This window comes from Bradyrhizobium sp. SZCCHNS2022 (assembly GCF_032377575.1).
In the GTDB taxonomy this organism is placed as follows: Bacteria; Pseudomonadota; Alphaproteobacteria; order Rhizobiales; family Xanthobacteraceae; genus Bradyrhizobium; species Bradyrhizobium aeschynomenes.
The window spans coordinates 3,907,562-3,930,693 of the sequence record NZ_JAUHHZ010000001.1; the positions used below are offsets into that span (position 1 = coordinate 3,907,562).

At 65.3% G+C, this 23,132-nt stretch carries 21 protein-coding genes; all 21 read right to left on the reverse strand.

The features are described 5' to 3' along the window. Nucleotides 1–75: 75 nt before the first annotated feature. The 21 genes from QXZ94_RS17575 to QXZ94_RS17675 all read right to left on the reverse strand — a co-directional run bounded on the left by QXZ94_RS17575 (nt 76) and on the right by QXZ94_RS17675 (nt 23,132). Nucleotides 76–2,445, reverse strand: a complete 2,370-nt coding sequence (locus tag QXZ94_RS17575) for an ATP-binding protein (RefSeq protein ID WP_315721462.1) — start codon at nt 2,443–2,445, stop codon at nt 76–78. Continuing rightward, a complete protein-coding gene (locus QXZ94_RS17580; protein WP_315721463.1) occupies nt 2,442–2,795 on the reverse strand; it encodes an Hpt domain-containing protein in 354 nt (117 codons plus the stop codon). Before QXZ94_RS17580 ends, QXZ94_RS17575 begins: the two co-directional genes overlap by 4 nt. Nucleotide 2,796: 1 nt before the next feature. Further along, the gene (locus tag QXZ94_RS17585) at nt 2,797–4,086 is read right to left on the reverse strand and encodes a fused response regulator/phosphatase (protein WP_315721464.1); all 1,290 of its coding nucleotides are present in this window, start codon (nt 4,084–4,086) and stop codon (nt 2,797–2,799) included. After that, entirely contained in the window at nt 4,083–4,721 is a 639-nt protein-coding gene (locus QXZ94_RS17590; RefSeq protein WP_315721465.1) for an ATP-binding protein, read from the reverse strand. Before QXZ94_RS17590 ends, QXZ94_RS17585 begins: the two co-directional genes overlap by 4 nt. Before the next feature lie 6 nt (nt 4,722–4,727). Continuing rightward, the gene (locus QXZ94_RS17595) at nt 4,728–5,027 is read right to left on the reverse strand and encodes an STAS domain-containing protein (protein ID WP_172114063.1); all 300 of its coding nucleotides are present in this window, start codon (nt 5,025–5,027) and stop codon (nt 4,728–4,730) included. A 9-nt stretch (nt 5,028–5,036) separates the two neighbouring features. Continuing rightward, nucleotides 5,037–6,161: a methyl-accepting chemotaxis protein gene (locus QXZ94_RS17600; protein WP_315721466.1), complete on the reverse strand. Its 1,125-nt coding sequence runs from the start codon at nt 6,159–6,161 to the stop codon at nt 5,037–5,039. A 3-nt stretch (nt 6,162–6,164) separates the two neighbouring features. Beyond that, nucleotides 6,165–7,223, reverse strand: a complete 1,059-nt coding sequence (locus QXZ94_RS17605) for a chemotaxis response regulator protein-glutamate methylesterase (protein ID WP_315721467.1) — start codon at nt 7,221–7,223, stop codon at nt 6,165–6,167. A gap of 9 nt (nt 7,224–7,232) precedes the next feature. Next, the gene (gene cheD, locus QXZ94_RS17610; RefSeq protein WP_172133510.1) at nt 7,233–7,874 is read right to left on the reverse strand and encodes a chemoreceptor glutamine deamidase CheD; all 642 of its coding nucleotides are present in this window, start codon (nt 7,872–7,874) and stop codon (nt 7,233–7,235) included. Beyond that, on the reverse strand, nt 7,871–8,695 hold the full coding sequence (locus QXZ94_RS17615; RefSeq protein WP_172133509.1) for a CheR family methyltransferase: 825 nt from the start codon (nt 8,693–8,695) through the stop codon (nt 7,871–7,873). The genes cheD and QXZ94_RS17615 overlap by 4 nt, the downstream gene beginning before the upstream one ends. Before the next feature lie 45 nt (nt 8,696–8,740). After that, entirely contained in the window at nt 8,741–11,311 is a 2,571-nt protein-coding gene (locus QXZ94_RS17620; protein WP_409998753.1) for a methyl-accepting chemotaxis protein, read from the reverse strand. Nucleotides 11,312–11,338: 27 nt separating this feature from the next. Then, complete coding sequence (locus tag QXZ94_RS17625; protein ID WP_315721469.1) at nt 11,339–11,869, reverse strand: chemotaxis protein CheW; 531 nt, start codon at nt 11,867–11,869, stop codon at nt 11,339–11,341. Further along, complete coding sequence (locus tag QXZ94_RS17630; RefSeq protein ID WP_315721470.1) at nt 11,859–13,913, reverse strand: chemotaxis protein CheA; 2,055 nt, start codon at nt 13,911–13,913, stop codon at nt 11,859–11,861. Before QXZ94_RS17630 ends, QXZ94_RS17625 begins: the two co-directional genes overlap by 11 nt. After that, the gene (locus QXZ94_RS17635; RefSeq protein WP_172112185.1) at nt 13,904–14,269 is read right to left on the reverse strand and encodes a response regulator; all 366 of its coding nucleotides are present in this window, start codon (nt 14,267–14,269) and stop codon (nt 13,904–13,906) included. Before QXZ94_RS17635 ends, QXZ94_RS17630 begins: the two co-directional genes overlap by 10 nt. Before the next feature lies 1 nt (nt 14,270). Continuing rightward, nucleotides 14,271–14,594 carry an STAS domain-containing protein gene (locus QXZ94_RS17640; protein ID WP_315721471.1) on the reverse strand — a complete coding sequence of 108 codons (324 nt, stop codon included), beginning with the start codon at nt 14,592–14,594 and terminating at the stop codon, nt 14,271–14,273. A gap of 646 nt (nt 14,595–15,240) precedes the next feature. Next, the gene (mmsB, locus tag QXZ94_RS17645; protein WP_315721472.1) at nt 15,241–16,431 is read right to left on the reverse strand and encodes a multiple monosaccharide ABC transporter permease; all 1,191 of its coding nucleotides are present in this window, start codon (nt 16,429–16,431) and stop codon (nt 15,241–15,243) included. Nucleotides 16,432–16,452: 21 nt separating this feature from the next. After that, on the reverse strand, nt 16,453–18,003 hold the full coding sequence (mmsA, locus tag QXZ94_RS17650; protein ID WP_315721473.1) for a multiple monosaccharide ABC transporter ATP-binding protein: 1,551 nt from the start codon (nt 18,001–18,003) through the stop codon (nt 16,453–16,455). 124 nt (nt 18,004–18,127) lie between these two features. Next, the gene (gene chvE, locus QXZ94_RS17655) at nt 18,128–19,198 is read right to left on the reverse strand and encodes a multiple monosaccharide ABC transporter substrate-binding protein (RefSeq protein ID WP_315721474.1); all 1,071 of its coding nucleotides are present in this window, start codon (nt 19,196–19,198) and stop codon (nt 18,128–18,130) included. A gap of 107 nt (nt 19,199–19,305) precedes the next feature. Further along, complete coding sequence (locus QXZ94_RS17660) at nt 19,306–20,187, reverse strand: SMP-30/gluconolactonase/LRE family protein (protein WP_315726342.1); 882 nt, start codon at nt 20,185–20,187, stop codon at nt 19,306–19,308. Between the two features lie 2 nt (nt 20,188–20,189). Continuing rightward, the gene (locus tag QXZ94_RS17665; protein WP_315721475.1) at nt 20,190–21,269 is read right to left on the reverse strand and encodes an aldose epimerase family protein; all 1,080 of its coding nucleotides are present in this window, start codon (nt 21,267–21,269) and stop codon (nt 20,190–20,192) included. Between the two features lie 3 nt (nt 21,270–21,272). After that, nucleotides 21,273–22,199, reverse strand: coding sequence for a Gfo/Idh/MocA family oxidoreductase (locus QXZ94_RS17670; protein ID WP_315721476.1), 927 nt, complete (start codon nt 22,197–22,199; stop codon nt 21,273–21,275). A gap of 3 nt (nt 22,200–22,202) precedes the next feature. After that, a complete protein-coding gene (locus QXZ94_RS17675) occupies nt 22,203–23,132 on the reverse strand; it encodes a dihydrodipicolinate synthase family protein (RefSeq protein WP_315721477.1) in 930 nt (309 codons plus the stop codon).

Consider the following 23,132-nt stretch of genomic DNA (forward strand, 5'->3'; position numbering starts at 1 on the left):
GGGAGGTGGGCACGCGCCGTCTGCGGCGTCGCTTTGCCCACCCGGCGTCGCGACACGCGCCACCGCACGGAGCTTCTACGACACGAACATTTCGAGCTGACCGAGACTGCCAGGTTGCAGCGGCGGCGCGTCGGCATATTGCGGCAGCGCGCAGCGCCGGATCGCAGCGAACAACAGCGGCGGCTGGATCGGCTTGGTGACGTAGTCGTTCATGCCGGCGGCGAGGTAGGCCTCGCGCTGGCCGACCAGCGCATTCGCGGTCAGCGCAATGATCGGAACGTGGCTCTGCGGTCCCGGCAATTGCCGGATCGCCCGGGTCGCGGAGATGCCGTCCATCTCGGGCATCTGCACGTCCATGAGGATGATATCGTAGGGTTTCTCCAGGACCGCCGCCACGGCCTCGGCGCCGTTGACGACCCTGGTCGGCTTGAACCCCTGCTTGACCAGCAGGCTGTGGATCAGCGTCGCGATGATCGGGCTGTCCTCGGCGACCAGAATCTCGAGCGGGCGATCGATGGCCGAGACCACCGGCTCGGCCGGAAGCACCAAAGCGTCGCCCTGCCGGCACTTGGCCTCGAACCAGAACCGGCTGCCGCGGCCCAGCTCGCTGTCGACGCCGATGCTGCCGCCCATGATCGTGCAGAGCTGCTTGCAGATCGCGAGCCCGAGACCGCTGCCGCCATATTTGCGCGAGATCGACGTATCGGCCTGGACGAACGGATCGAAGATCTGGGCCTGGATCTCCGGCGACATGCCGATGCCGCTGTCGATGACCTCGATCGTGAGATCGATCGCGCCGTCGGCCCGCAGGCGATGCGAGGCACGCACTTGGATCGAGCCCTGCTCGGTAAACTTGATCGCGTTGCCGACGAGGTTGAGCAACACTTGGCGGATGCGCGTCGGATCGCCCTCGAGATATTGCGGCAGCCCCGGCGCGAGCGTCACCGCGAGATCGAGGCCCCTCTTCCTGGCCTTCTCCCCCATGAACGAGACCGCGCTCTGGATCAAGTTCGGAACGTCGAAGTCGATGCATTCCGACTGCAGACGTCCGGCCTCGAGCTTGGAGAAGTCGAGGATGTCGTTGATCACCTCGAGCAGCAGGTCCGCGGATTCCTTGGCGAGCGCAGTGTAGCGCTTCTGCTCCCCGGTCAGCGAGGTGCCGCGCAACAGATCGACCATGCCGACCATCCCGCTGAGCGGCGTCCTGATCTCGTGGCTCATGATCGCGAGGAAGTCGGACTTGGCGCGATTGGCCGCCTCCGCCGCGTCACGCGCGGCGCGCAGCTCGGCCCCCGTCGCCTCCAGCTCCTGCTTCTGCCTCTCGAGGTCGGAGCGGATCGCCTCGACGTAAGCGAGCTTTTGCTCGAGCTCGGCCTGCACCGTCTTGAAGGCGGTGATGTCGGTGACGAGACAGACCGTGCCGCCATCGGAGATCCGATGGTCGACGCTCTGGATCCAGCGTCCGTTGAGCTCGCGGCGCTCGATCATGCGGCTGCCGCCGAGATGCCAGGCGCGCTTGCGCTCGAGCCATTCCTCGAACCGGTCGCCCTTCGACCGGATCAGGCCGTGGTCATACGCCTGCCGCATCAGGTCGCTGAACGAGACGCCCGGCCTCATCAGGACGGTCCATGACGGAAACATCTCGCGGAACGTCGTGTTCGACATCACGAACCGGTCGTCCTTGTCGAACAGCACGAAGCCGTTGGTGAGCGATTCGATCGCATCCATCAGCAGCAGCCGCGCCTGCTCCGCTGCGATCTCGGCAAGCTTCCGTTCGGTGATGTCCTGGACGATGCCGAAGCGCGACTGCGTCGCTTCCGCCGATGCATCGTTGGCATCGGCTTCGATCCTCAGCCAGCGAACCTGGCCGTCTGGGCGAATGATACGGAGCTCCTGGATGAACGCACAGCCAGTGGCGCGGGAGCGATCGCGGGCGCGCACATAGGTGCCGACATCCTCCGGATGAACGATCTCGAGAATCTTGACAAAGGACACGCGGGATGCCGGCGCGAGCCCGAAGATGTCGAACAGCTCCTCGGACCAGACCGCGAACTCCCCGGTCTCGTCCGACATCCAATGGCCAAGGCGGCCGATCCGCTGCGCGTCGTTGAGCAGCCGCGTCGTCTGCGCGAGCTGCGCGTTCTGCCGCGCCAGCACATGCGCCAGCGACAGAGCGTGCCGGTTCTTCCGGATCAGCATCGATGTCAGGACGATCATGACCATGACGGCCGCGACCGCGAGCATCAGCAGCGACGTGATACGATCCTGCTGCAGGCCGGTCAGCAATTCGACGAGCGCAGTCGAGAGCGCCGCGGCCAGAACCGAGGCGATGATCGCCGGGTATGACAACTTTCCGCGCTCGGCGATGCGCGGCGATCGCTGCGCGGCGGCCCGCCCCTCCGGAGATGAAGGCGACGACACCGGGTCCGGATCCGCCGGCTTCATGCGCGCTCGGCCCATCGTGCCAGCTCGCCCGAGGTGGCGGCGATGATGTCGGCGAGGACCGGCAGGCAGGCCTGGATCTCGCCGGCCGTCATCAGTTCCAGCTCGATCGTTCGCGCGATCTCCGCAAGCCGCGCCGCGCCGAGGCTGGACGCGGATCCTTTCAGGACATGGGCCGCCTTGCGGGCCTGCGGCAGATCGCCGGCAGCAAGCGCCGTCTTGATGGCGGAGAGCGCCTGGTCGGCCGCGGACGGAAGCTGAACCAGCATCGCGCCCAGCTCGCTCGGGTCGAGCGCGGCTTGCAGCAGCTCCAGTTGATCGTGGTCGATCAGGGGAACGTCGGCGGCGGTCACGTCATCGGCCTCCGCAGGACGAACTCGTCACCGGCTGCGTCGTGGCGCGATCACGCAATCCATCGTTCGGTCGGTGGCTCGCGCGACGATCGATGCAGACGATCGTGGTGTCGTCGGGCAGCGGGCTGCCCTCGGTCATTCCGGCAGCAGCGCAGAGCCGGTCGATCACCTCCTGCGGCGTCAGCGCGAGCGCGCACGTATCGAGCGTCGCCAGCAGCCCGTCGTCGCCGATCCGCTTCCCCTCCGCATCCGGAAACTCCGAGAGACCGTCGCTGAACAACAGCAGCAGCGAGCCCAGCGGAAACTTGCGGCGCGAGGTGCGATAGCGCACGCCGCGCTCGACGCCCAGCGGAAATCCACTGCTGTCGCACAGGCGCGCGCGGCCTTTCATCCCCTGCACGAGCAGCGCCGGGGGCGCGCCTGCGGAGGCGAATTTCAGCACCCCGGCGCGATGGTCGACGACGACGTACATGAAAGTCGCGAATTGTCCGATGCGCAGCAGGCGGACCAGGCGTTCGTTGAGCATTGACAGCAAGGCACCGGGATCGTGGTGCAGCGCCTTGTATTCGTGGATCAACGCGTGAAGGCGGAACGTGTTCAGGGCCGCATTGATGCCGTGGCCGGTGAAGTCGGCGAGAAAAATTCCGAACGCGCCATTGCTGATCGGGAGCATGCCCCACAGATCGCCGCCGAGCTCCGAGGACGACCTGTTGTAGCTGGCGATCCGCAGATCCGCCGTACGCGCAGCCCATTGCAGGGTGATGGGATCCGGCAGCAGCTCGACCTGCATGCGACGGGCGGCTTCGACCTCCCGCGAGATGCGCTCGCGATAGTCACGCAGGGCGCGCAGCGAGTTCCAGCGTTCGAGATGCACCACGACGCGGGCAATCAGCTCGGACGGATTGATCGGCTTGGACAGAAAATCCGAGGCGCCTGCGGCGAACAGCTCGCCCATCTTCTTGCGGTCGACCGTCGCGGTCTGCACCAGGATCGGCGCATCGGCGAAATCGGGCTGGGCGCGAATCTGCCGACAGACGTCCAGGCCGCTCATATCCGGCATCTGCATGTCCAGCAGCAGCAGGTCGGGCCGGAAGCGCCGGACCTGCTCCATCGCCGACAGCCCGCCCTCGGCAAATTCGATGTTGGTGAACTTCTGCGCGCGCAGCACGCCGGCGACCAAACGCCGGCACAGGGGATCGTCGTCGGCGATCAGGATCCGGGCATCCGCAAGACCTTCCGGCACGGCTCTCTCGTCGACCGCGGTCTCGACCGTCGCCATGACCGGGCTCATCGGCGAAACTCCAGCCGCACCGTCGTGCCGCCGTTCAGCACCGTGACGCGATCGGAAAACACCTGCAATATCTCAAGGCCGCGCCCCGATGCGCCGTCCTCGGCCGCGGGACGGACATTGCTGCAATCATAGCCGTCGCCGCTGTCGCTGACCGTGATCTCGACGTCCGACGCGGTCCACGCGGCATCGAGGCGGATCATCGCGCCGCCGATGTCGGGCGACTCCAGCCGGGCTTCGATGATCGCCTGAGCCGCGATCAGGCCGTCGAGGCCGCCGCGTAGCGCGCCGTCGATGCGCAGATTGCCGTGGAGCACGGCATTCATCAGCGCTTCCTGCGCGGCGCTGTGAATCCTGATTTTCAGGTCCTCGGTCAGCGGCAGCCGGCTCCGCAGCGCCTCGACGAAGGTCCTCACGATCGAATGGCGATAGGCCGAACGCGTCGTGACGACCAGGCTCAGGCCGTCTCCAGCGGGCTGCTCGCGCTCCGCACCATTGCTGGGGCTCTCGAACAGCACGGCTTCGATGCACTGCCGGACGGGCTGCGCAAGCGCCGCCGCCAGCGTCTCCTCGGAGACGCCGTTCCAGGACGACACGAGCACATCCGCCTCGACCTGCTCATCGACCGACACGCACATCCAGGATCACTCCTCCACCTTGAAGAGCGTGTTGAACTTGGTCACCGTGAACATTCGCTTCACCTGCCCGATCGGCCCGCGCAGGATCAGCTCGCGATGGGTCTTCTTGGCTTCGTCACGCGCCAGCAGCAGCATGCCCAGGCCCGCGGAGTCGATGAAATCGAGCTTGGAAAGATCGATCACCACGGCTTTCCCCGGCGCGGCGAAGATCTCCGTCACCATCTGCTTGAACGGGATGTGGTCGGTGAAGGTGAACTCGCCGCTCATCGCAATCTGCCCGCCCGTGCGGTCAATCTGAATCTGCATGCATGTCTCCTAGAACAGCTCGACCGTGCCGGTCGTCGATGGAGCGGCGACGGCATCGACGTGATCCGGCGGCTGCCTGCCCTCGAGAATCTGCGCAACGAACCGCGACCTCATATCGCCGAGCGTGAAGCGATCGAGCATCGCCTTGACCCACTCGTTGTCGCCTGGCGTCTCCGCGACCGGCGCATCGAGCGTTTCCGCCGTCGTGGTCTTCAATTCGTCGAGCGCCTCGTCGACCACGCGCAACGTATCCACCACGTGCTCGAGCCGTTGACGTGTTCGATCCTGGAACTGGATGCCCGTCACCATGCCGGCGACGTCGGCCGAGATCACCTCGGCCTCCTTCATCGCGTCGGCGACGACCTCCGTCAGGTTGCCGCTGCGCTGGATCAGGGCTTCCATCAGAACCTGAAGCCGATCCTTGGCCATGAGGTTCTGCGACAGATCGATGGTGGCGACACGTTGCAACGTCGCATGACCATCGGCGATGCCTTCGGTGACCGCCTTGAGCTCGGTCGCCATGTCGACCGACAGGCGCTGTGTCGCCCCGGATAGCTCCCGCACCTCGCCGGCGACGACCCTGAAGGCGGCTCCGGCCGTGCCGGCCCGTTCCGCCTCGATCCGCGCATTCAGTGCCAGCATGTTGGTGACACGATTGATCTTGTTGAGCTCCTCCATGCAGCTGTCGACACGATCGACGTTGGCGCTGAGCTCGCTCAGCGCATAGACCATCGACATCGCGTCCTTCGACAACATGAGGATCTTCTCGACGACGTCGCTCAAGGTCTCCTCGAGCAGCACCGCGATGCGGTCGATCGCCACGGCCTCTCCGTCCACCTCGATGCCGATTGCAAGCCGGCTCAGGCTTTCGACGCGCTCCGTCTGCTGTCCGGCGCAGATCGCCAGATTCTGAAACCGGCTGCTGAGGTTGTCGGCTTCCGTCTCGACGACGGCGGACGTCTGCTGGATCTCGTGGACCAGCGTTCTGATGACGCGCTGCTGCATGTCGGCGAACGCAATCCACCGCCGCATCAGCTCGTCCTGGCGTTGCGGCACCTCGGGCGCCGGTCCGTCGGACGGCTCGGGACTTGGCAGCTTCACCGCAGCCGCATTGCTGTTTTTCCAACCGAACATGAGCTACACCCTGACCCCGCGCGCAGCGAGCGCTTCACACCGCTTGAGCACGTGATCGGCGATCTTGCCGAGCGGCAGCTCGATCTCGACGGCACCGCAGTCGCGGGCCGCCTTCGGCATGCCGTAGACCACGCAGCTCGCCTCATCCTGGCCGATCGTCGGCGCCCCCGCCGATCGCATCTCCAGCAGTCCGACCGCACCATCGCGGCCCATGCCGGTCAGGATGACGCCGATCGCATTCGCGCCGGCCGCATGCGCAACCGAACGGAACAGGACGTCCACCGACGGCCGGTGGCCCGAGACGGCCGGCTCGTCATGAACGCGGCACACGTAGTTCGCGCCATTGCGCGCGAGCTCGAGATGAAAGCCGCCCGGCGCGATATAGGCGTGGCCGGGCAGCACGCGCTCGCCGCTCTCGGCCTGCTTGACGGTCACCGCGCAAAGCTGATTCAGCCGACTGGCGAAGGATGCGGTGAAGCTCGCCGGCATATGCTGCGTGATCACGGCTGCGGGCGCGTCGGACGGCAGGGCGGTCAACAGCTGCTGCAGCGCTTCGACGCCGCCCGTGGAGGCGCCGATCGCGATGATCTTCTCGGACGAATTGTAGGACACGCCAGGTCGGTGCGCGGGCCGGACCGGCTCCCCCGCCCGCGGGCGGATCTTCGCCGCAGCCGCAGCCTTGACCTTGCCGACGATCTCGCTGCGCAGAGCCGGCAGCCCCTCGACGAGCCCCACCACCGGCTTTGCGACGCAATCGAATGCGCCCATCTCCAGCGCGCGGACGGCGGTGTCCGCTCCCTTCTGGGTCAGCGACGAGATCATCAGCACGGGCATCGGCCGCAGCGACATGATCTTGTCGAGAAACGCCAGACCGTCCATGCGCGGCATCTCGATGTCGAGCGTGAGGACGTCCGGATTGAGAGTCTTGATCATGTCGCGCGCCACGATCGGATTGGGCGCGGCACCAATGACCTCGATGTCCGGATCACTGGACATGATCTCGGTCAGAACCTGGCGCACGAACGCAGAGTCGTCGACGATCAGAACGCGGATGACACTCATGCTGCTGCCTCAAAATAGCTCGACCGATCCGTCGACGGGTTTGGCTTGGATTTTGGAGTTGTATGACGTCTCTTCGCGCGCCACGGCGTACCTGTCGCTTCGCGGCAACTCGAGCAGCATGACCCTGCCGCTGAAGGGAAAATAGTGGATGCGGCGCGGCTGCGAGCCGCGCAGATGATGGGCCGCGATCGGGAGATTTTCCGCCGTCAGATATGCCTCGACGAAATCGGCATTGCGGTGACCGATATTCGACAGGCCCTTGAGCACGTTGGCTCCGCCGAACACCTTGACCTCGAGCCGGCGGCGCGTGCCTCCGCGCGTGAGCACGTCGTTGATCAGCCGCTCCATCGCAACGTTGCCATAGCGCATGCCCGCCGATGCGTGGCCCCATTCGTCGTCGAAGGCCTCCGGCAGCATGAAATGGTTCATGCCGCCGACCTTCGCGACCGGATCGTGGATGCAGGCGGCCACGCAAGAGCCGAGAATCGTGACCAGCATCTCCTGCCGTTCGCCGCTGACGTAGTGCTCACCGGGCAGCACCTTGACGACCATCGCGTCGAACCGCTTGTCTAGGTACCGGCGCGCGCGGGCCGGAAGCTCATGGCTGACGTGAGGGGGGTGCGAATGGTGCCGCTTCGTCCTGGCCGTCATCTGCACCTCCGGTAGATGGTGCGCCCGACCAGTTCGAGACGGTCGGTGATGCCGAGCAGGTTCTCGGAATGACCGACGATGAGCCAACCATCCGGCTTGAGCATGTCGGCATAGCGATCGAACAGCCTGCGCTGGGTCGGCTTGTCGAAGTAGATCACCACGTTGCGGCAGAAGATCACGTCGAACGGTCCCGACATCGGCCAGGATTCGAGCAGATTGAGATGAGCGAAGGTAATGAGATCGCAGGTCTCATCATTCATGGCGACCTGCCCCTCCTGCATCGTGGTGAAACGCTTGCGAAGGGGGGCAGGAATGCTTTCGGCACGCTCCGAATCGTAGATGCCGCGTGCGGCATGCGCTATGACGTTAGTGTCGAGGTCGGTCGCGAGAATCTTGACGTTCCAGCCGGCCAATGATTGCGGACCGCTCAGCAGTGTCATCGCAATGCTGTATGGCTCCTCCCCGCTCGAACAGCCCGCCGACCAGATGCGCATGCGCCGGGTATCGCGGTTCGAATCGAGCAGTCCGGGAACGATCTCCTTCGTCAGGTAGTCGAAGTGGTGGGGCTCGCGAAAAAAGCTCGTATGGTTCGTCGTGACCGCATTGATGAAGTTGCGCAGCTCGTCGTCGCCATCGCGCCCCTCCAGCAGTCGGCAATATTGTGAGAAATTTGTCAGCCCAAGCGCGCGCAGGCGACGGCCAAGCCGGCCATGAATGAACGCGCGCTTGCGCTCGCTCAGCACGATACCGGCGGTGCTCATCACAAGCTTCGAGAGCTTGCGAAAGTCCGTGTCGTGTAGCGCGAACTCTTCTTCCACCATCACCTCCCAGACCCTGCGGGGCGCCACAGAGGCGCCCCGCGAGCGTCAGAACTCCTTCCAATCCGCATCTCCCGCACCGACGACGCGGCGACGTGTCGGCTCGGTCTCGGAGTATCTGGCTGCCGGAGCGGAGTGCCGGGGGGATGCCGGCGCGGGCTTGGCAGCCGCGTTGCGCATCGTCGCGAGCTTTTCCTTGGAGGCGCCGAGCGAGCGATCGACCACAGGGTTTCCGGTCCGCGCCGGATGCGGCCGGCTCTGCTCGAATTCCGGCAGCACCATGAACCGGCCGACCATCTCGGCCATGGCCGCGGTCTGCTCTTCCATCGATTTGGCGGCGGCCGCCGCTTCCTCGACGAGCGCAGCGTTCTGCTGCGTCACCTTGTCCATCTGCGTGACGGCGTTGTTGACCTGCTCGATGCCGCCGCGCTGCTCCTGCGAGGCCGCCGAAATCTCGGCCATGATATCGGTTACGCGCTTCACCGACTGCACGATCTCTTCCATCGTCTTGCCGGCCGTGTCGACCAGGCGCGAGCCCGACTCCACCTTCGACACGGAGTCGGAGATCAGCCCCTTGATCTCCTTGGCGGCGTTGGCGCTGCGCTGCGCGAGGTTGCGCACCTCGGCCGCGACGACGGCGAAGCCGCGACCCTGATCACCGGCGCGCGCAGCTTCGACCGCGGCGTTCAGCGCCAGGATGTTGGTCTGGAACGCGATCTCATCGATCACGCCGATGATGTCGGCGATCTTGCGGCTGGCCTGCGTGATGCCATCCATCGTCTGCACGACCTCCGCCACGACCGAGCCGCCCTTGATCGCGACGTCGGAAGCGGACGAAGCAAGCTTGTTGGCCTGCTGCGCGTTCTCGGCGTTCTGCCGCACGGTCGAGGTCAGCTCCTCCATGCTCGCCGCGGTCTCCTCGAGACTGGCGGCCTGCTCCTCGGTGCGTTGCGACAGGTCGGTATTGCCGGTCGCGATCTCCCGGGCGGCGCTCGACAGCGTGTGCGAGCTGTCCGCGACGTCGCTGATGATCGAGGACATGGTGTCGAGAAGGCCGTTGACGCCTCCGCACAGCTCCTGAATCTCGCCCGCCTTGTTGTCCATCGGGATACGCGGACGCAGATCGTTCTGCTTGGCCGCGGCCACCGCGTCCTGGATCTGCACGGCGGCAGCCCGCAGCGCCTCCGCGGCCCTGACCTGTGCCGCCATCGTGTCGAGCAGGCCGTTGACGCCGGAACAGAGCTCGCCGAGATCACCCGACTTTCCGGCCATCGAGATCCGCGGCTCCAGATCATTCGCCTTTGCCGAGGCAACGACGCTCTGGATCTGGCCGACCGTCGCCTCGAGCGCTTGTGCAGCCTTCACCTGCTCGGACACGTCGGTGGCGTATTTCACGACCTTGAACGGCTTGCCGTCGGGGCCCATGATCGGATTGTAGCTGGCCTGGATCCAGACCTCCTTGCCGGCCTTGCCGATGCGCTTGTATTGGCCGGCGTCGTATTCGCCGCGGCCGAGCTTGTCCCAGAACATGCGATACTCGTTGGAGCTTCGATAGGCGCCCTCGACGAACATCGAATGATGCTGGCCCTTGATCTCGCCCAGCGTATAGCCAAGCGTGTTCAGGAAGTTCTCGTTGGCATTGAGCACCTTGCCGTCCATCGTGAACTCGATGACCGCCTGGGCCTTGCTGATCGCCGCGATCTGACCGCTGAAATCGGCGTTCCGGATCACGTCCTCGGTAATGTCGGTCGCATACTTCACGACCTTGAACGGCCTGCCGTCCGGTCCCGTGATCGGGTTGTAGCTGGCCTGGATCCAGATCTCCTTGCCGCCCTTGCCGATGCGCTTGTATTGGCCGGCGTCGTATTCGCCGCGGCCGAGCTTGTCCCAGAACATGCGATACTCGTTGGAGCTTCGATAGGCGCCCTCGACGAACATCGAATGATGCTGGCCCTTGATCTCGCCCAGCGTATAGCCGAGCGTGTTCAGGAAGTTCTCGTTGGCATTGAGCACCTTGCCGTCCATCGTGAACTCGATGACCGCCTGGGCCTTGTTGATGGCCGCGATCTGCCCGCTGAAATCGGCATTGCGCATCACCTGCTCGGTGATGTCGGTGGCGCATTTCACCACCCGATACGGCTTCCCCTTGGAGTCCATCATCGGATTGTAGCTGGCCTGGATCCAGACCTCGCGACCGCCCTTGCCGATCCGCTTGTACTGGCCCGCATCGAATTCACCGCGGCCAAGCTTGTCCCAGAACAGCCGATACTCGTGACTGGCCCGATAGGCCGGATCGACGAACATCGAGTGATGCTGCCCCTTGATCTCGGCCAGCGTATAGCCCAGCGCATTCAGGAAATTGTCGTTTGCATCGAGAATCGTGCCGTCGAGCGCAAAGGTGATCACCGCCTGGGAGCGCTTGATGGCCGCAAGCTGTGCAGCGATGTCCGCCATCTGACCGTCCCGTGCCGGCGTCCGGTCCGAGGCAGGCGCCGACTTGGCCGCTGGCCGCGGCCGGCTGCTCCGCGAGCGGGCCTTCTTGGTTGCCGCCTTGTCCTCGCCGGGGGCGCCGTCAGCGGTGAAGTCCTGCATGATGTTGTCCTCGAAAGTGTCGCTCATGACGATCTCGCAAATCTGCTTGGGGGTTTAGGCGGCCACGGCCGCATCGGCCTGGGGGACCGTACGATTGGCTGAATCTGCCGATATTCCGAACAGGCCGGACAGCGACACCAGCGTCACCATCCGGTTTTCGATCGCGACCAGGCCTTCGAGGAACTGGTCTTCGACCGGCATGCCCATGTCCGGCACCTCGCGGATCTCCTTCGGATCGACTGAGATGATGTCGGATACGGTGTCGACCAGCAGGCCCACGGTGCGTGTTCCCGCAGCGACGATGATCACGACATGCATGTTGGTCGGGATGGTTACGCCGACGCCAAATCGGGCGCGCAGATCGAAGATCGGCACGATGATGCCGCGCAGGTTGATCACGCCTCGCACGTGCGCCGGCGAATTCGGAATCATCGTCGTCTCGGTCCAGCCCTTGATCTCGCGGACCACCATGATGTCGATGCCGTACTCCTCCTCGCCCAGCGTGAAGGTGATGAACTGCTGCACGTTCTCGCTGACGGCCGCTTCCTGGCCGAATTGCGCCGCCGGCTTGTTGTCAGGCTGCATGGATCATGTCCTTTGCGGGTTCATTTCTCGAATCCTCCGACGCGGGCAGCCGGCCGGCCGTCCCGCGGATGTCGATCTCGTGCAGGCGCGCGACGTCGAGGATCAGCGCGACGCGGCCGTTGCCCAGGATCGTCGCGCCGCTGATGCCGTCGACCGGCTCGTAGTTCGCTTCGAGGCTCTTCACCACGACCTGCTGCTGGCCGAGGAGCTCGTCGACGACGATCCCGACACGGCCGGCGTTCTCGCTCTGCACGATGATAACGATGCCGCGGCAGGGATCGCCGATCGCATCGCTGATCGAGAACACGCGGTGCAGGTAGACCAGGGGAAGATATTCGCCGCGCAGCGCCAGGACATGCCCGCGCCCGACGACAGGATGAATTTCGGACACCTGCGGACGCAGGTTCTCGACGATGGCGACGAGCGGGATGATGAACGTCTCACCGCCCACCGACACCACCATGCCATCCACGACCGCGAGCGTGAGCGGCAACGACAGCGAGAATGAGGAGCCCTGCCCGAAACGCGAGCGCACCGAAATCCGTCCACCCAGCGCCTGCACGTTGCGCTTGACGACGTCCATTCCGACCCCGCGGCCCGAAATGTTCGAGATCACGTCGGCGGTGGAGAACGCCGGCAGGAAGATCAGATCGTCGACCTCGTCATCACTGAGATTGGCGCCGGCGGGCACCAGGCCGCGGGCTCGCGCCTTGGCAAGGATCTTTTCGCGATTGATGCCGCGGCCGTCGTCCGACACCTCGATGACGATGCGGCCGCTGCGCTGCGCGGCCGAGAGATGGATCGTACCCTGGCGCGGCTTGCCAGCAGCGGCTCGCTCGGCCGGCGGTTCGATGCCGTGGTCGAGCGCGTTCCGGATCATGTGCGTCAGGGGATCGTTGAGCTGCTCGATGACGGTCTTGTCGATTTCGGTCATCTCACCGGAGGTGACGATGCGCACCTCCTTGCCCAAGGTGGCGGCAAGCTCGCGCACGATCCGCGGCATCCGCGCAAACACCGATTTCACCGGCTGGGCGCGGATCGCCATCACGCTTTCCTGCAACTCGCGGGCGCTCTGGGCCAGCGCCTCGATGCCCTGAATGAGCTGCGGATATTTGTCGGCCGGCAACGAGAGGCCCTGCTCGGTCAGCATCGCCTGGCTGATCACCAGTTCGCCGACCAGATTGACCAGCCGGTCCACCTTATCGACGTCGACGCGAATCGATTGTGCGACGCTGACTGCGGCGACGGCCGTCGCGACTGCGCCGCCGGCATCGCTGGGGGCCGCCTCCACCGGACCAGCGGCCACCTCGACCAGCTCGATGTCGAGATCGCAATCGTCCTCGACGAACTCGAACACGTCCTGGACGGCTCCGCGCGGCACCGCCGTGTCCAAGGTGAATGTCCAATTGAGGTAGGCTGCCTCGGGATCGAGCGCGGCGAGCGCCGGCAGGCTGGAGCTGTCCACCTCGGTGCTGAGCACGCCGAGCTTGCGCAGCTGCCGGATCAGCAGCAGCGGCTCATTCGCCTTCTTCAGCATCTCCGTGTGCGGCCGGAACCTGATGCGATATCTCTGCTCGCCGAGCGACTTCGTCTCCACCGCGGCGGAGCCGGCCGGCACCTCGAACGCCTGCCCGGCGCCCTGCAGCGCATCCAGCATGGCCGCGCTGGTATCGGCGGCAAAATTTGGCGGCAGCTGCTGCTCGAGCCGCGCTGCGTTCACGATGTCCGCAAGCGCGTCGCTGGCGCGCAGCAGAAGCTGCTTGATCTCCTGGCTCGCGGCGATCTTGTGGTCGCGCAAGGCGTCCAGCAGACTCTCGAAGGTGTGAGAGAAGGCCACCAGATCGGTGCAGCCGAAGGCCCCCGCTCCGCCCTTGATGGAGTGCACGGATCGGAAGATCGCATGCAGCGTCTCGTCATCCTCCTGCCCGGAAGACAACAGCTCCAGATTGGACTGCAGGGCGTCCAACAGCTCCGCGCATTCCTCGAAATAGGTCTTGCGGAACTGCGCGACCGGATAGGATTCCTGCTCGGAGCTTACGGGCATACGCGGTTGACCGTCGCGATCAGCTGCTCGGGATTGAACGGCTTGACCAGCCATCCGGTCGCACCAGCCGCCTTGCCGTCGGCCTTCTTGGCGCCATCGCTCTCGGTCGTCAGGATCAGGATCGGCACCGCGCGGTGCTGACTGCCGGCCCGGACGTTCTTGATCAGCGAAATGCCGTCCATATTCGGCATGTTCAGATCGGTGATGATCAGATCGAACTTGCCGCCGGTCAGCACGTTCAGCGCGGCCTTGCCATCCTCGGCCTCTGCAACGTCGAAGCCGGCCTTCTTCAACGTGAAGGACACCATGTCGCGCATGGTCTTCGAGTCGTCGACTGCGAGAATTCGCTTGGTCATGTCACTCCATCCACTTATCGAGTTCGTGCCGAAGTCCGAGGTCGCTGATCGCCGTCCTGAACAGTTCGGAGGCCTGCGTGATCCTGAAGGGCTTGTTGGCAGCCTGCGCGCTGCGGGCAGCGGCAAGCAGAATCTGAGCACAGGGCGTCGACATCCGTTCGACCCCGCTGGCGTCGAGCACGATGCTGCTGTCGGCTGCGATCCGGATCATCTCCTCACGCAGCTGCGCCGCCTGCGTCAGATCCAGCATCTGAGGAAGCGCATGCGACGCCCGCTGCTTGTCGCCAGCGTCGTCAGGCTCTGTCGTCGGCATCGTGTCCGTCATCTTTTAAGCATCCGTGGTCCGCCGAACTCCGGCCGCGGCGCCCATACGCCGCTGGCAACACATGACTTGGATTCACCCGACCGACGGGGCCGCATTGTTCGCCGGAACTCGCTCAAATTGCGTGGAACTCGATTGTTGGATCGTTAAATATGAGAGCCGTAATATTACGGCGACTCTACCTAGAGCTGTTCGCGACCGGCGCTTGCCGCGTCCATGCGATCGCGAAGTCTTCTTGTCTGTTTGAAAGGCGGCTCGGCCCGCTTCGCCGGGCTGAGCGACAGCAACGCACACGAGCCACGGCGATCGCCGGTGGTCCTGTGGGCGCCGCTTCAAGATTGATCCCGCGCGCGGCGGTAAGGTGATCGTCGTGCACATGCATTTCAGCTCGGCCAGTTGCCGCAGCTGATATCAATGCGTCAGTTAAAGGAATTCACGCGAACTGCTGCACTGGCGGGCCGGAAGACTACGGTCCGGCGCAATTGCCCGGCCGCTCCATTTCCGAACGGCCCTCATGCGCGCGCTTCAACGACCAGCAAAGATGACGAGCACATGACCCGCGGCGATACGCCGCGCGTCGCAGTCCTGGCTTCCATCTCCTCCCCGTAGCTGCAAACCGTCGACAGCCCTGGGAAGGAGATCGCGGTCGCTAGCGCCGCTGATTGTAGACGTCGATGCAGACGGCGCCGAGCAGCACCAGGCCCTTGATGACCTGCTGATAGTCGATGCCGATACCGAGGATCGACATGCCGTTGTTCATCACGCCCATGATCATGGCGCCGATCACCGCGCCGCCGACCCGGCCGACGCCGCCATAGGCCGAGGCGCCGCCGATGAAGCAGGCCGCGATGACGTCGAGCTCGAAGCCGAGACCCGCCTTCGGGGTTGCGGTGTTGAGACGGGCGGCGAAGATGAGGCCGGCGAGCGCGGCCAGCACGCCCATGTTGACGAAGGTCAGGAACACCAGCCGCTCGGTCTTGATGCCCGACAGCTTGGCCGCCTTGGCGTTGCCGCCGACCGCGTAGATCTGCCGGCCGACCACCGTGCGGCGGGTCATGAAGCCGTACAGCGCGATCAAGGCGACCATGATCACCAGCACGTTGGGCAGGCCGCGATGCGAAGCAATCAGGTAGGTGAAGTACATCAGCACGCCGGCGAGCACGACGTTCTTGGCGGCGAACACGCCGAACGGCTCGACGTCGATGCCGTGCTCGACCTCACGCGCGCGGCCCTTGACGCTGGCATAGACCAGGATGAGCGTCAGCACCGCGCCGATGGCGAGCGAGGTGAGATTGACGCTGCCGGCGCTGGGAAGCAGCTCCGGAATGAAGCCCGACGACAGCTTCTGGAACGTCGAGGGGAACGGGCCGACCGACTGGCCCTGCAGCAGCGCCAGCGCCAGGCCCTTGAACACCAGCATGCCGGCGAGCGTGACGATGAACGAGGGAATGCCGAAATAGGCCACCCAATAGCCCTGCGCCGCGCCGATGGCGGCGCCGACGATCAGGCAGGCGATGATGGCGAGCGGAAAGTCGATATGATAGCGCACCATCAGCACGGCCGCGACCGCGCCGACGAAGCCGGCGACCGAGCCGACCGAGAGGTCGATATGCCCGGTGACGATCACCAGCAGCATGCCCAGCGCCATGATGACGATGTAGCTGTTCTGCAGCACCAGATTGGTGAGGTTGAGCGGCTGCAGCAGGGTGCCGTCGGTCATGATCTGGAAGAACAGCATGATGACGAACAGCGACATCAGCATGCCGTAGCTGCGCAGATTGTTCTTCAGGAAGCCGGTGTGGGGCTTCTCTTCCGGGAGTGAAACCGTCTTGTCGGTCATGGCTGGTGTCCTCCCGGCCGCTTAGGCGGCCGTCTCCTGGTTCTTAAGGGCTTCGTTGCGCATGATGGCGCGCATGATCTTTTCCTGCGTCGCGTCCGGGCCCGCGAACTCGCCGACGAAGGCGCCGTCGTTCATGACGCAGATCCGGTCGCAGATTCCGAGCAGCTCGGGCATTTCCGACGAGATCACCACCACACCCCGGCCGGCGTCCGCAAGCTCCTGGATGATACAGTAGATCTCATATTTGGCGCCGACGTCGATGCCCCGGGTCGGCTCGTCGAGGATCAACACCTTGGGATCGGTCATCAGCCATTTCGACAGCACCACCTTCTGCTGGTTGCCGCCGGAGAGCTGGCCCGCCTCCTGGTAGACATCCGAGCAGCGGATGCGCATGCGGCCGCGGTAGCCGGAGGCCGCCTTGAGCTCGGCGATGTCGTCGATCACGCCCTTCGGCGCGACCTGGCTGAGGCTGGCGAGCGTGATGTTCTTGCGGACGTCGTCGGCCAGGATCAGGCCGAGCTGCTTGCGGTCCTCGGTGACATAGGCGAGGCCGGCATCGATCGCGGCCGGCACGCTGGTGAGATTGACGTCGCGGCCCTCGAGCCGGGCGCGGCCGGAGATGTTCACGCCCCAGGAGCGGCCGAACAGGCTCATCGCGAACTCGGTGCGGCCGGCACCCATCAGCCCGGCGATGCCGACGATCTCGCCGCGGCGCACCTGGAAGTCGACGTTCTTGATGACGCGGCGGTCCGAGTGCTGCGGATGGAATACCGTCCAGTTCTCGACCGTGAACACCGGCTCGCCGATCTTCGGCTGGCGCTCCGGGAAGCGGTGCGCCATGTCGCGGTTGACCATGCTCTTGATGATGCGGTCCTCGAGCACCGGCTCGGCGCGGCAGTCGATGCCGTCGACGCTGCGGCCGTCGCGCAGCACGGTGATACGGTCGGCGACGCGGGCGACCTCGTTCAGCTTATGGGTGATCAGGATCGAGGAGATGCCCTGCTCGCGGAAGGCGACGAGGCGGTCGAGCAACGCGGCGCTGTCGGCCTCGTTGAGGCTGGCGGTGGGCTCGTCCAGGATCAGCAGCTTGACGCGCTTGGACAGCGCCTTGGCGATCTCGACGAGCTGCTGCTTGCCGACGCCGAGATCGGTGATCAGGGTGTCCGGAGATTCCTTCAGGCCCACCTGGGCCAGCAATTGCTGGGTGCGGCGGTAGACCTCGTCGCGGTCGATCACGCCGAAGCGCGACGGGGCGTGCGACAGGAAGATGTTCTCGGCGATCGACATCAGCGGGATCAGCGCGAGCTCCTGGTGGATGATGATGATGCCGAGCGCCTCGGAATCATTGATGTCGCGGAACTTGCGCTCCTCGCCCTCGAAGATGATCTGGCCCTCGTAGCGGCCGTGCGGATAGACCCCGCTCAGCACCTTCATCAGGGTCGACTTGCCGGCGCCGTTCTCGCCGACCAGCGCGTGGATCTCGCCGGGCTCGACGGTGAAGCTGACGTCACGCAGGGCCTGGACATTGCCGAAGCTCTTGCTGACGTTTCGCATTTCCAGGATTGCGGTCATCGTGTCATGTCTCTGTTCTGACGCCACTCAGTTCTAGCGCCACTCGCCCCCGCCGCGCGAGCTCCAATAGGATATCCCTCTCCCCGGAGACCGGGGAGAGGGCTGCTTGTCTGTTAGACCAGGATCACTCGAACTGCGACTTCTTGTAGTAGCCGCTCTCGACCAGGACCTTCTCCCAGTTGCTCTTGTCGACCACGACCGGCTTGAGCAGGTAGGACGGAACGACCTTGACGCCGTTGTTGTAGGTCTTGGTGTCGTTGACCGGGACTTCCTTGCCGGCCAGCGAGGCGTCGACCATGTCGGCGGTCACCTTGGCGAGATCGCGGGTGTCCTTGAAGATGGTCGAGTACTGGTCGCCGCGCAACATCGCCTTGATCGACGGCACCTCGGCGTCCTGGCCGGAGATCACTGGCATCGGCTGGTCGGCGCTGCCATAGCCCACGCCCTTCAGCGAGGAGATGATGCCGATCGAGAGGCCGTCATAGGGCGACAGCACCGCGTCGACGCGCTTCTTGCCGTAGAAAGCGCTCAGCAAATTGTCCATGCGGGCCTGGGCGGTGGCGCCGTCCCAGCGCAGGGTCGCGACCTTGTCCATGCCTTTCTGGCCGGACCCGATCACCAGCTTGCCGGAGTCGAGATAGGGCTGCAGCACCGACATCGCGCCGTTGTAGAAGAAGTAGGCGTTGTTGTCGTCCGGCGAGCCGCCGAACAGCTCGATGTTGAACGGGCCCTTGCCGTCCTTCAAACCAAGCTTGTCGACGATCGACTGCGCCTGCAGCACGCCGACCTGGAAGTTGTCGAAGGTCGCGTAATAGTCGAGGTTCGGCGTGTCGCGGATCAGGCGGTCATAGGCGATCACGGTGATGCCCTTGGCCTTGGCCTGCTTCAGCACGTCCGACAGCGTGGTGCCGTCGATCGCCGCGATGACCAGCACCTTGGCGCCCTTGGTCACCATGTTCTCGATCTGCGAGAGCTGGTTCGGGATGTCGTCCTCGGCATATTGCAGGTCGGTGGCGTAGCCGCGATCCTTCAGCACCTTGACGATGTTGTTGCCGTCGTCGATCCAGCGCGCCGAGGACTTGGTCGGCATCGCGATGCCGACGGTGCCCTTGCTCTGCGCCATGGCGGCGCTGGACAGCGCCAGGGCGCCGAGGCCGGCCAAAGCGGCGGCCATGATGGTCTTGAAATTCAGCATGCTTCACTCCCTCTTGGATTTTCGAATTTCAACGAGACTACGCGATTGCGTATCGTGATACCAGTTAGCTGTTAGGCTGAACGACGCTTGACTGATTGTTCCTCCTCTCAGATCGACAGCACGACGTCGGGCTCTGCGCGACCGCGGACACCGACGTCGAGAAGAAAAGTCTGGCCGTGGCCGGGATCGGCCGCCTTGGCCGCCGCGTCCATGTCCTGCCAGGCCGAGGTGACCAGCAGATGCGACAGGTCCTTGCCGATAAAGGCCGGACAGCTGGCCTGGCTTGCCGGCACGGCGATGCTGCGCAAATGCTCGCCCTGCGGGCTGTAGACGTCGACACAACCGCCGCCCCAGCGCGCGTTCCAGATCCGCCCCTCGGCATCGACCACCGCGCCGTCGAGACCGCCGGTGCCGGTATGGCGCAGCAGCACCTCCGGCTCGCCGCGCGGCAGGCCGGTCTGCGGGTCGAGCGCGACCCGGTAGAGCACGTTCTCGTCGGTGTCGGCGAAATAGCCGGTCGCGCCGTCGGCCGAAAAGCAGATCGCGTTGGGAATGGTGACGTTCGGGAACAGGCTGACGATCTCGCCGCGGTGCAGCGCGTAGATCGCGCCCAACCCGCGCTCGGCCTTGCGGCCCATGGTGCCGATCCAGAACGTACCGGAGGGATGCACGCGCGAGTCGTTCGACCGCGTCGCCGGATTGTCGGCCTCGAGCGGGAGATACAGGGACAGCGCGCCGTCGGCGATGCTACGGATATAGAGCCCGTCCTCGGCCACGATCAACTGCCGCTTCGCATCGATGCGGCCGAGCGCGCTCGCCATCTTACCCAGCACATGACGGCGCACCTCGCCGCTGCCGATGTTGGCCTCGAACAGCAGGCCTTCGCGGATATCGAACCACCAGGCGGTGTCGGTCGCGCGATCGTAGGTCGGTCCCTCGCCGAGATGGCAGTGCTCGGCGCAAAGGATGGTGGTCGGCACCTGCTCCATCATCATGCGGACGCTCCCGTGGTCGAGAAGCGATAGATGGTTTCGTGCTTGTAGACCTCGTCAGGCGCGAGCCGCGCGCTCAGAAAATCCGGACGGTTCGGCGTATCTGGCCAGACCTGCGGCTCCAGGCAGAGCGCGTCGGACTGGCGGAACACCCTCCCCTTGCCGCTGACGGTCGCGTCGATGTAGTTGCCGGAATAGACCTGCAGGCCGGGCTGATCGGTGTGCAGTTCCATGACGCGGCCCGAGCGCGGCGACTCCAGCCGGGCCGCGAAGCGCACGCCGTCGCCCGCGCGCAGGCAGAAATTGTGGTCATAGCCACGGCCGCATTTGATCTGCGCCTCGTCGGCGCGGATGCGCGCGCCGATCGCCTGGGCGTCGCGGAAATCGAACGGCGTGCCGGAAACGTCATGCGGCGGGCCGGGCAGCGGGATCGCAGTCTCGTCGATCGCGAGATAGTGGTCGGCCGCGAGCGTGAGACGATGGTCGAGGATACCGGTGCCGGCCGCGAGGCCGTCGAGATTGAAGAAGCTGTGGTTGGTCAGATTGACGATCGTGGTGCGGGTCGTCCGCGCCGCGAAGGTCACCGACAGTTCCGTCGGCCCGGTGAGCTGATAGGTGACGCGGACGTCGAGCCGTCCCGGATAGTTCGCCTCGCCGTCGGGGCTGACATAGAGCAGCGTCACGGAGGGCTGCTCGTCGTCCTCGGCGGCGACAATCTGCCAGAGCTTGCGGTCGAAGCCATCGGGGCCGCCATGCAGCGCGTGCGCGCCGTCATTGGCCTCCAGCCGCACGTCATCGCCGTCGAGCGTGAAGCGCGCGCCGGCGATGCGGTTGGCGTAGCGCCCGACCGTGGCGCCGAAGAACTTGCGGAGCTTGACGTAGCTCAGCAGGTCGTCATGGCCGAGCACGACATCATCGACGGCGCCATGCGCATCCGGCACCAGCAGCGCCTGCAGCGCGGCGCCGAAGGTGATGATCCGCGCCTCGAAGCCGCCGGCGCCACGCAAGGTGACGCGCTCGACCTCGCGGCCATCCGGCAGGCTGCCAAACACATCCCTGGTGATCCGTGGCTCTGCCATGGCTTAGTCCTCGAACGGCTCGACGATGTTGCGGCGGCCTAGCAGGAAGGAATCGGCCACCAGTCGCAGCGGCGCCAGATCGACGTCGCTGGCGCCAGTCTTGGTCAGCTCGACGAAGCGGCGATAGAGCCCGGGATATTCCCGCTCCTTCTCGTCGATCATCAACTGATCATCCGCTGTCATGCGCGCGCCGCCGAGCGACAGCTTCAGCTGCCCGGCATCGGTCTCGATGCGGATGTCCCAGCTCTGCGGCCCGGTCTGACGGAAGTCGAACTCGGCCGCGATCGGCAGGTCGCTGGCCGTGGACATCGAGAGATTGGCTGCGATTGGCGCCTGGCAGTTCGACGGGAACGACAGCTCGGCCTCGGTGACGAACACCGACTCCGGCAGGATGCGCGTCAGGATCGACAGCGCGTTGATGCCGGGGTCGAACACGCCGAGCCCGCCCGGCTCCCAGATCCAGGCCTGCCCGGGATGCCAGACGCGGACGTCTTCCTTCCAGTCGATGCGGACGCTGCGGATCTCGCGCTGCGACAGCCACTCGCGCGCAGGCTCGACGGCCGGCGCATAGCGCGAGTGCCAGGTCGCGAACAGCGTGCGCTGCTTCTTGGCGGCCAGCGCGATCAGCGGATTGAGCTCGCTCACGGCGGCGCCCGGCGGCTTCTCCAGCATGACATGCTTGCCGGCCTCGAGCGCGACCAGCGCCTGGGCGCGCCGCACCTGCGGCGGCGTGCACAGCGACACCGCGTCGATCTCCGGTCCGTCGCGCAGCAGCTCCTCGATCGAGCCGAAATGCGGCAGGCCCGGCAGCGAGGCGTTGCGGCTCGCCACCGCCGTCAGGGTCACGCCGTCGGTGGCGGCGATCGCAGGCACGTGCTGGTCTTTGGCGATCTTGCCGAAGCCGACGATGGCGACACGAAGCTCGCTCATGGCTCAGCGTCCCCAGCGCAGCACGAGCGGATCGAGCCGGCGCGCGATCTCGATCAGGCCCTTTTGCGTGGCCGGATGGATCGGCGGCTGCGGCGCGCGAAGCGTGTCGTGCTTGATCACGCCGCCTTCCTTCATCAGGATCTTGCAGGTCGCAAGGCCGCACTGGCGGTTCTCGTAGTTGATCAGCGGCAGCCAGCGCTCATAGGCCGCGGCCGCGGCGTCGCGATCGCCTGCGAAATACGGATCGATGATCTTGCGGATGCCGTCGGGATAACCGCCGCCGGTCATCGCGCCGGTGGCGCCGGCGTCGAGATCGGCCATCAAGGTGATCGCCTCCTCGCCGTCCCACGGGCCCTGGATGTCCGCGCCGCCCACTTCGATCAGCGCGCGCAGCTTGTCGGCGGCGCGCGGCACCTCGATCTTAAAATAGGCGAGGTTCTCGATCTCCTTGGCCATGCGCGCGAGCAGCGGCACGGACAGCGGCGTCCCCGCGACCGGCGCGTCCTGCACCATGATCGGAATCGAGATCGCATCCGACACGCCGCGATAGAACTCGTAGATCGAGCTGTCCGGCACGCGGAAGGTGGCGCCGTGATAGGGCGGCATCACCATGACCATGGCGGCGCCCTTGTCCTGCGCGCGGCGCGAGCGCTCGGCGCAGACGAAGGTCGAGAAATGCGTGGTCGTGACGATGATCGGCACGCGCCCGGCGACATGCTCCAGCACCGTGGTCATGACGAGATCGCGCTCGTCGTCGGTCAGCACGAACTGCTCGGAGAAGTTGGCGAGGATGCAGATGCCGTGCGAGCCGGCGTCGATCATGAAGTCGATCGCGCGCTTCTGGCCCTCGAGATCGAGGCGGCCGTCGGCATCGAACACGGTCGGCGCGACCGGGAAGACGCCCTTATAGAGCTTTTTGGCGGAAGCGGTCAT

Excerpts from the sequence above, each read along its gene's own strand:
- QXZ94_RS17640 (WP_315721471.1), bottom strand. The coding sequence starts at position 14,594 with ATGACGGACACGATGCCGACGACAGAGCCTGACGACGCTGGCGACAAG.
- QXZ94_RS17615 (WP_172133509.1), bottom strand. The coding sequence starts at position 8,695 with ATGGTGGAAGAAGAGTTCGCGCTACACGACACGGACTTTCGCAAGCTC.
- QXZ94_RS17625 (WP_315721469.1), bottom strand. The coding sequence starts at position 11,869 with ATGCAGCCTGACAACAAGCCGGCGGCGCAATTCGGCCAGGAAGCGGCC.
- mmsB (WP_315721472.1), bottom strand. The coding sequence starts at position 16,431 with ATGACCGACAAGACGGTTTCACTCCCGGAAGAGAAGCCCCACACCGGC.
- QXZ94_RS17660 (WP_315726342.1), bottom strand. The coding sequence starts at position 20,187 with ATGGAGCAGGTGCCGACCACCATCCTTTGCGCCGAGCACTGCCATCTC.
- QXZ94_RS17605 (WP_315721467.1), bottom strand. The coding sequence starts at position 7,223 with ATGAGTGTCATCCGCGTTCTGATCGTCGACGACTCTGCGTTCGTGCGC.
- QXZ94_RS17620 (WP_409998753.1), bottom strand. The coding sequence starts at position 11,311 with ATGAGCGACACTTTCGAGGACAACATCATGCAGGACTTCACCGCTGAC.
- QXZ94_RS17670 (WP_315721476.1), bottom strand. The coding sequence starts at position 22,199 with ATGAGCGAGCTTCGTGTCGCCATCGTCGGCTTCGGCAAGATCGCCAAA.
- QXZ94_RS17575 (WP_315721462.1), bottom strand. The coding sequence starts at position 2,445 with ATGAAGCCGGCGGATCCGGACCCGGTGTCGTCGCCTTCATCTCCGGAG.
- QXZ94_RS17665 (WP_315721475.1), bottom strand. The coding sequence starts at position 21,269 with ATGGCAGAGCCACGGATCACCAGGGATGTGTTTGGCAGCCTGCCGGAT.
- cheD (WP_172133510.1), bottom strand. The coding sequence starts at position 7,874 with ATGACGGCCAGGACGAAGCGGCACCATTCGCACCCCCCTCACGTCAGC.
- QXZ94_RS17595 (WP_172114063.1), bottom strand. The coding sequence starts at position 5,027 with ATGCAGATTCAGATTGACCGCACGGGCGGGCAGATTGCGATGAGCGGC.
- QXZ94_RS17590 (WP_315721465.1), bottom strand. The coding sequence starts at position 4,721 with ATGTGCGTGTCGGTCGATGAGCAGGTCGAGGCGGATGTGCTCGTGTCG.
- QXZ94_RS17675 (WP_315721477.1), bottom strand. The coding sequence starts at position 23,132 with ATGACCGCTTCCGCCAAAAAGCTCTATAAGGGCGTCTTCCCGGTCGCG.
- QXZ94_RS17630 (WP_315721470.1), bottom strand. The coding sequence starts at position 13,913 with ATGCCCGTAAGCTCCGAGCAGGAATCCTATCCGGTCGCGCAGTTCCGC.
- QXZ94_RS17585 (WP_315721464.1), bottom strand. The coding sequence starts at position 4,086 with ATGAGCCCGGTCATGGCGACGGTCGAGACCGCGGTCGACGAGAGAGCC.
- QXZ94_RS17635 (WP_172112185.1), bottom strand. The coding sequence starts at position 14,269 with ATGACCAAGCGAATTCTCGCAGTCGACGACTCGAAGACCATGCGCGAC.
- chvE (WP_315721474.1), bottom strand. The coding sequence starts at position 19,198 with ATGCTGAATTTCAAGACCATCATGGCCGCCGCTTTGGCCGGCCTCGGC.
- QXZ94_RS17600 (WP_315721466.1), bottom strand. The coding sequence starts at position 6,161 with ATGTTCGGTTGGAAAAACAGCAATGCGGCTGCGGTGAAGCTGCCAAGT.
- mmsA (WP_315721473.1), bottom strand. The coding sequence starts at position 18,003 with ATGACCGCAATCCTGGAAATGCGAAACGTCAGCAAGAGCTTCGGCAAT.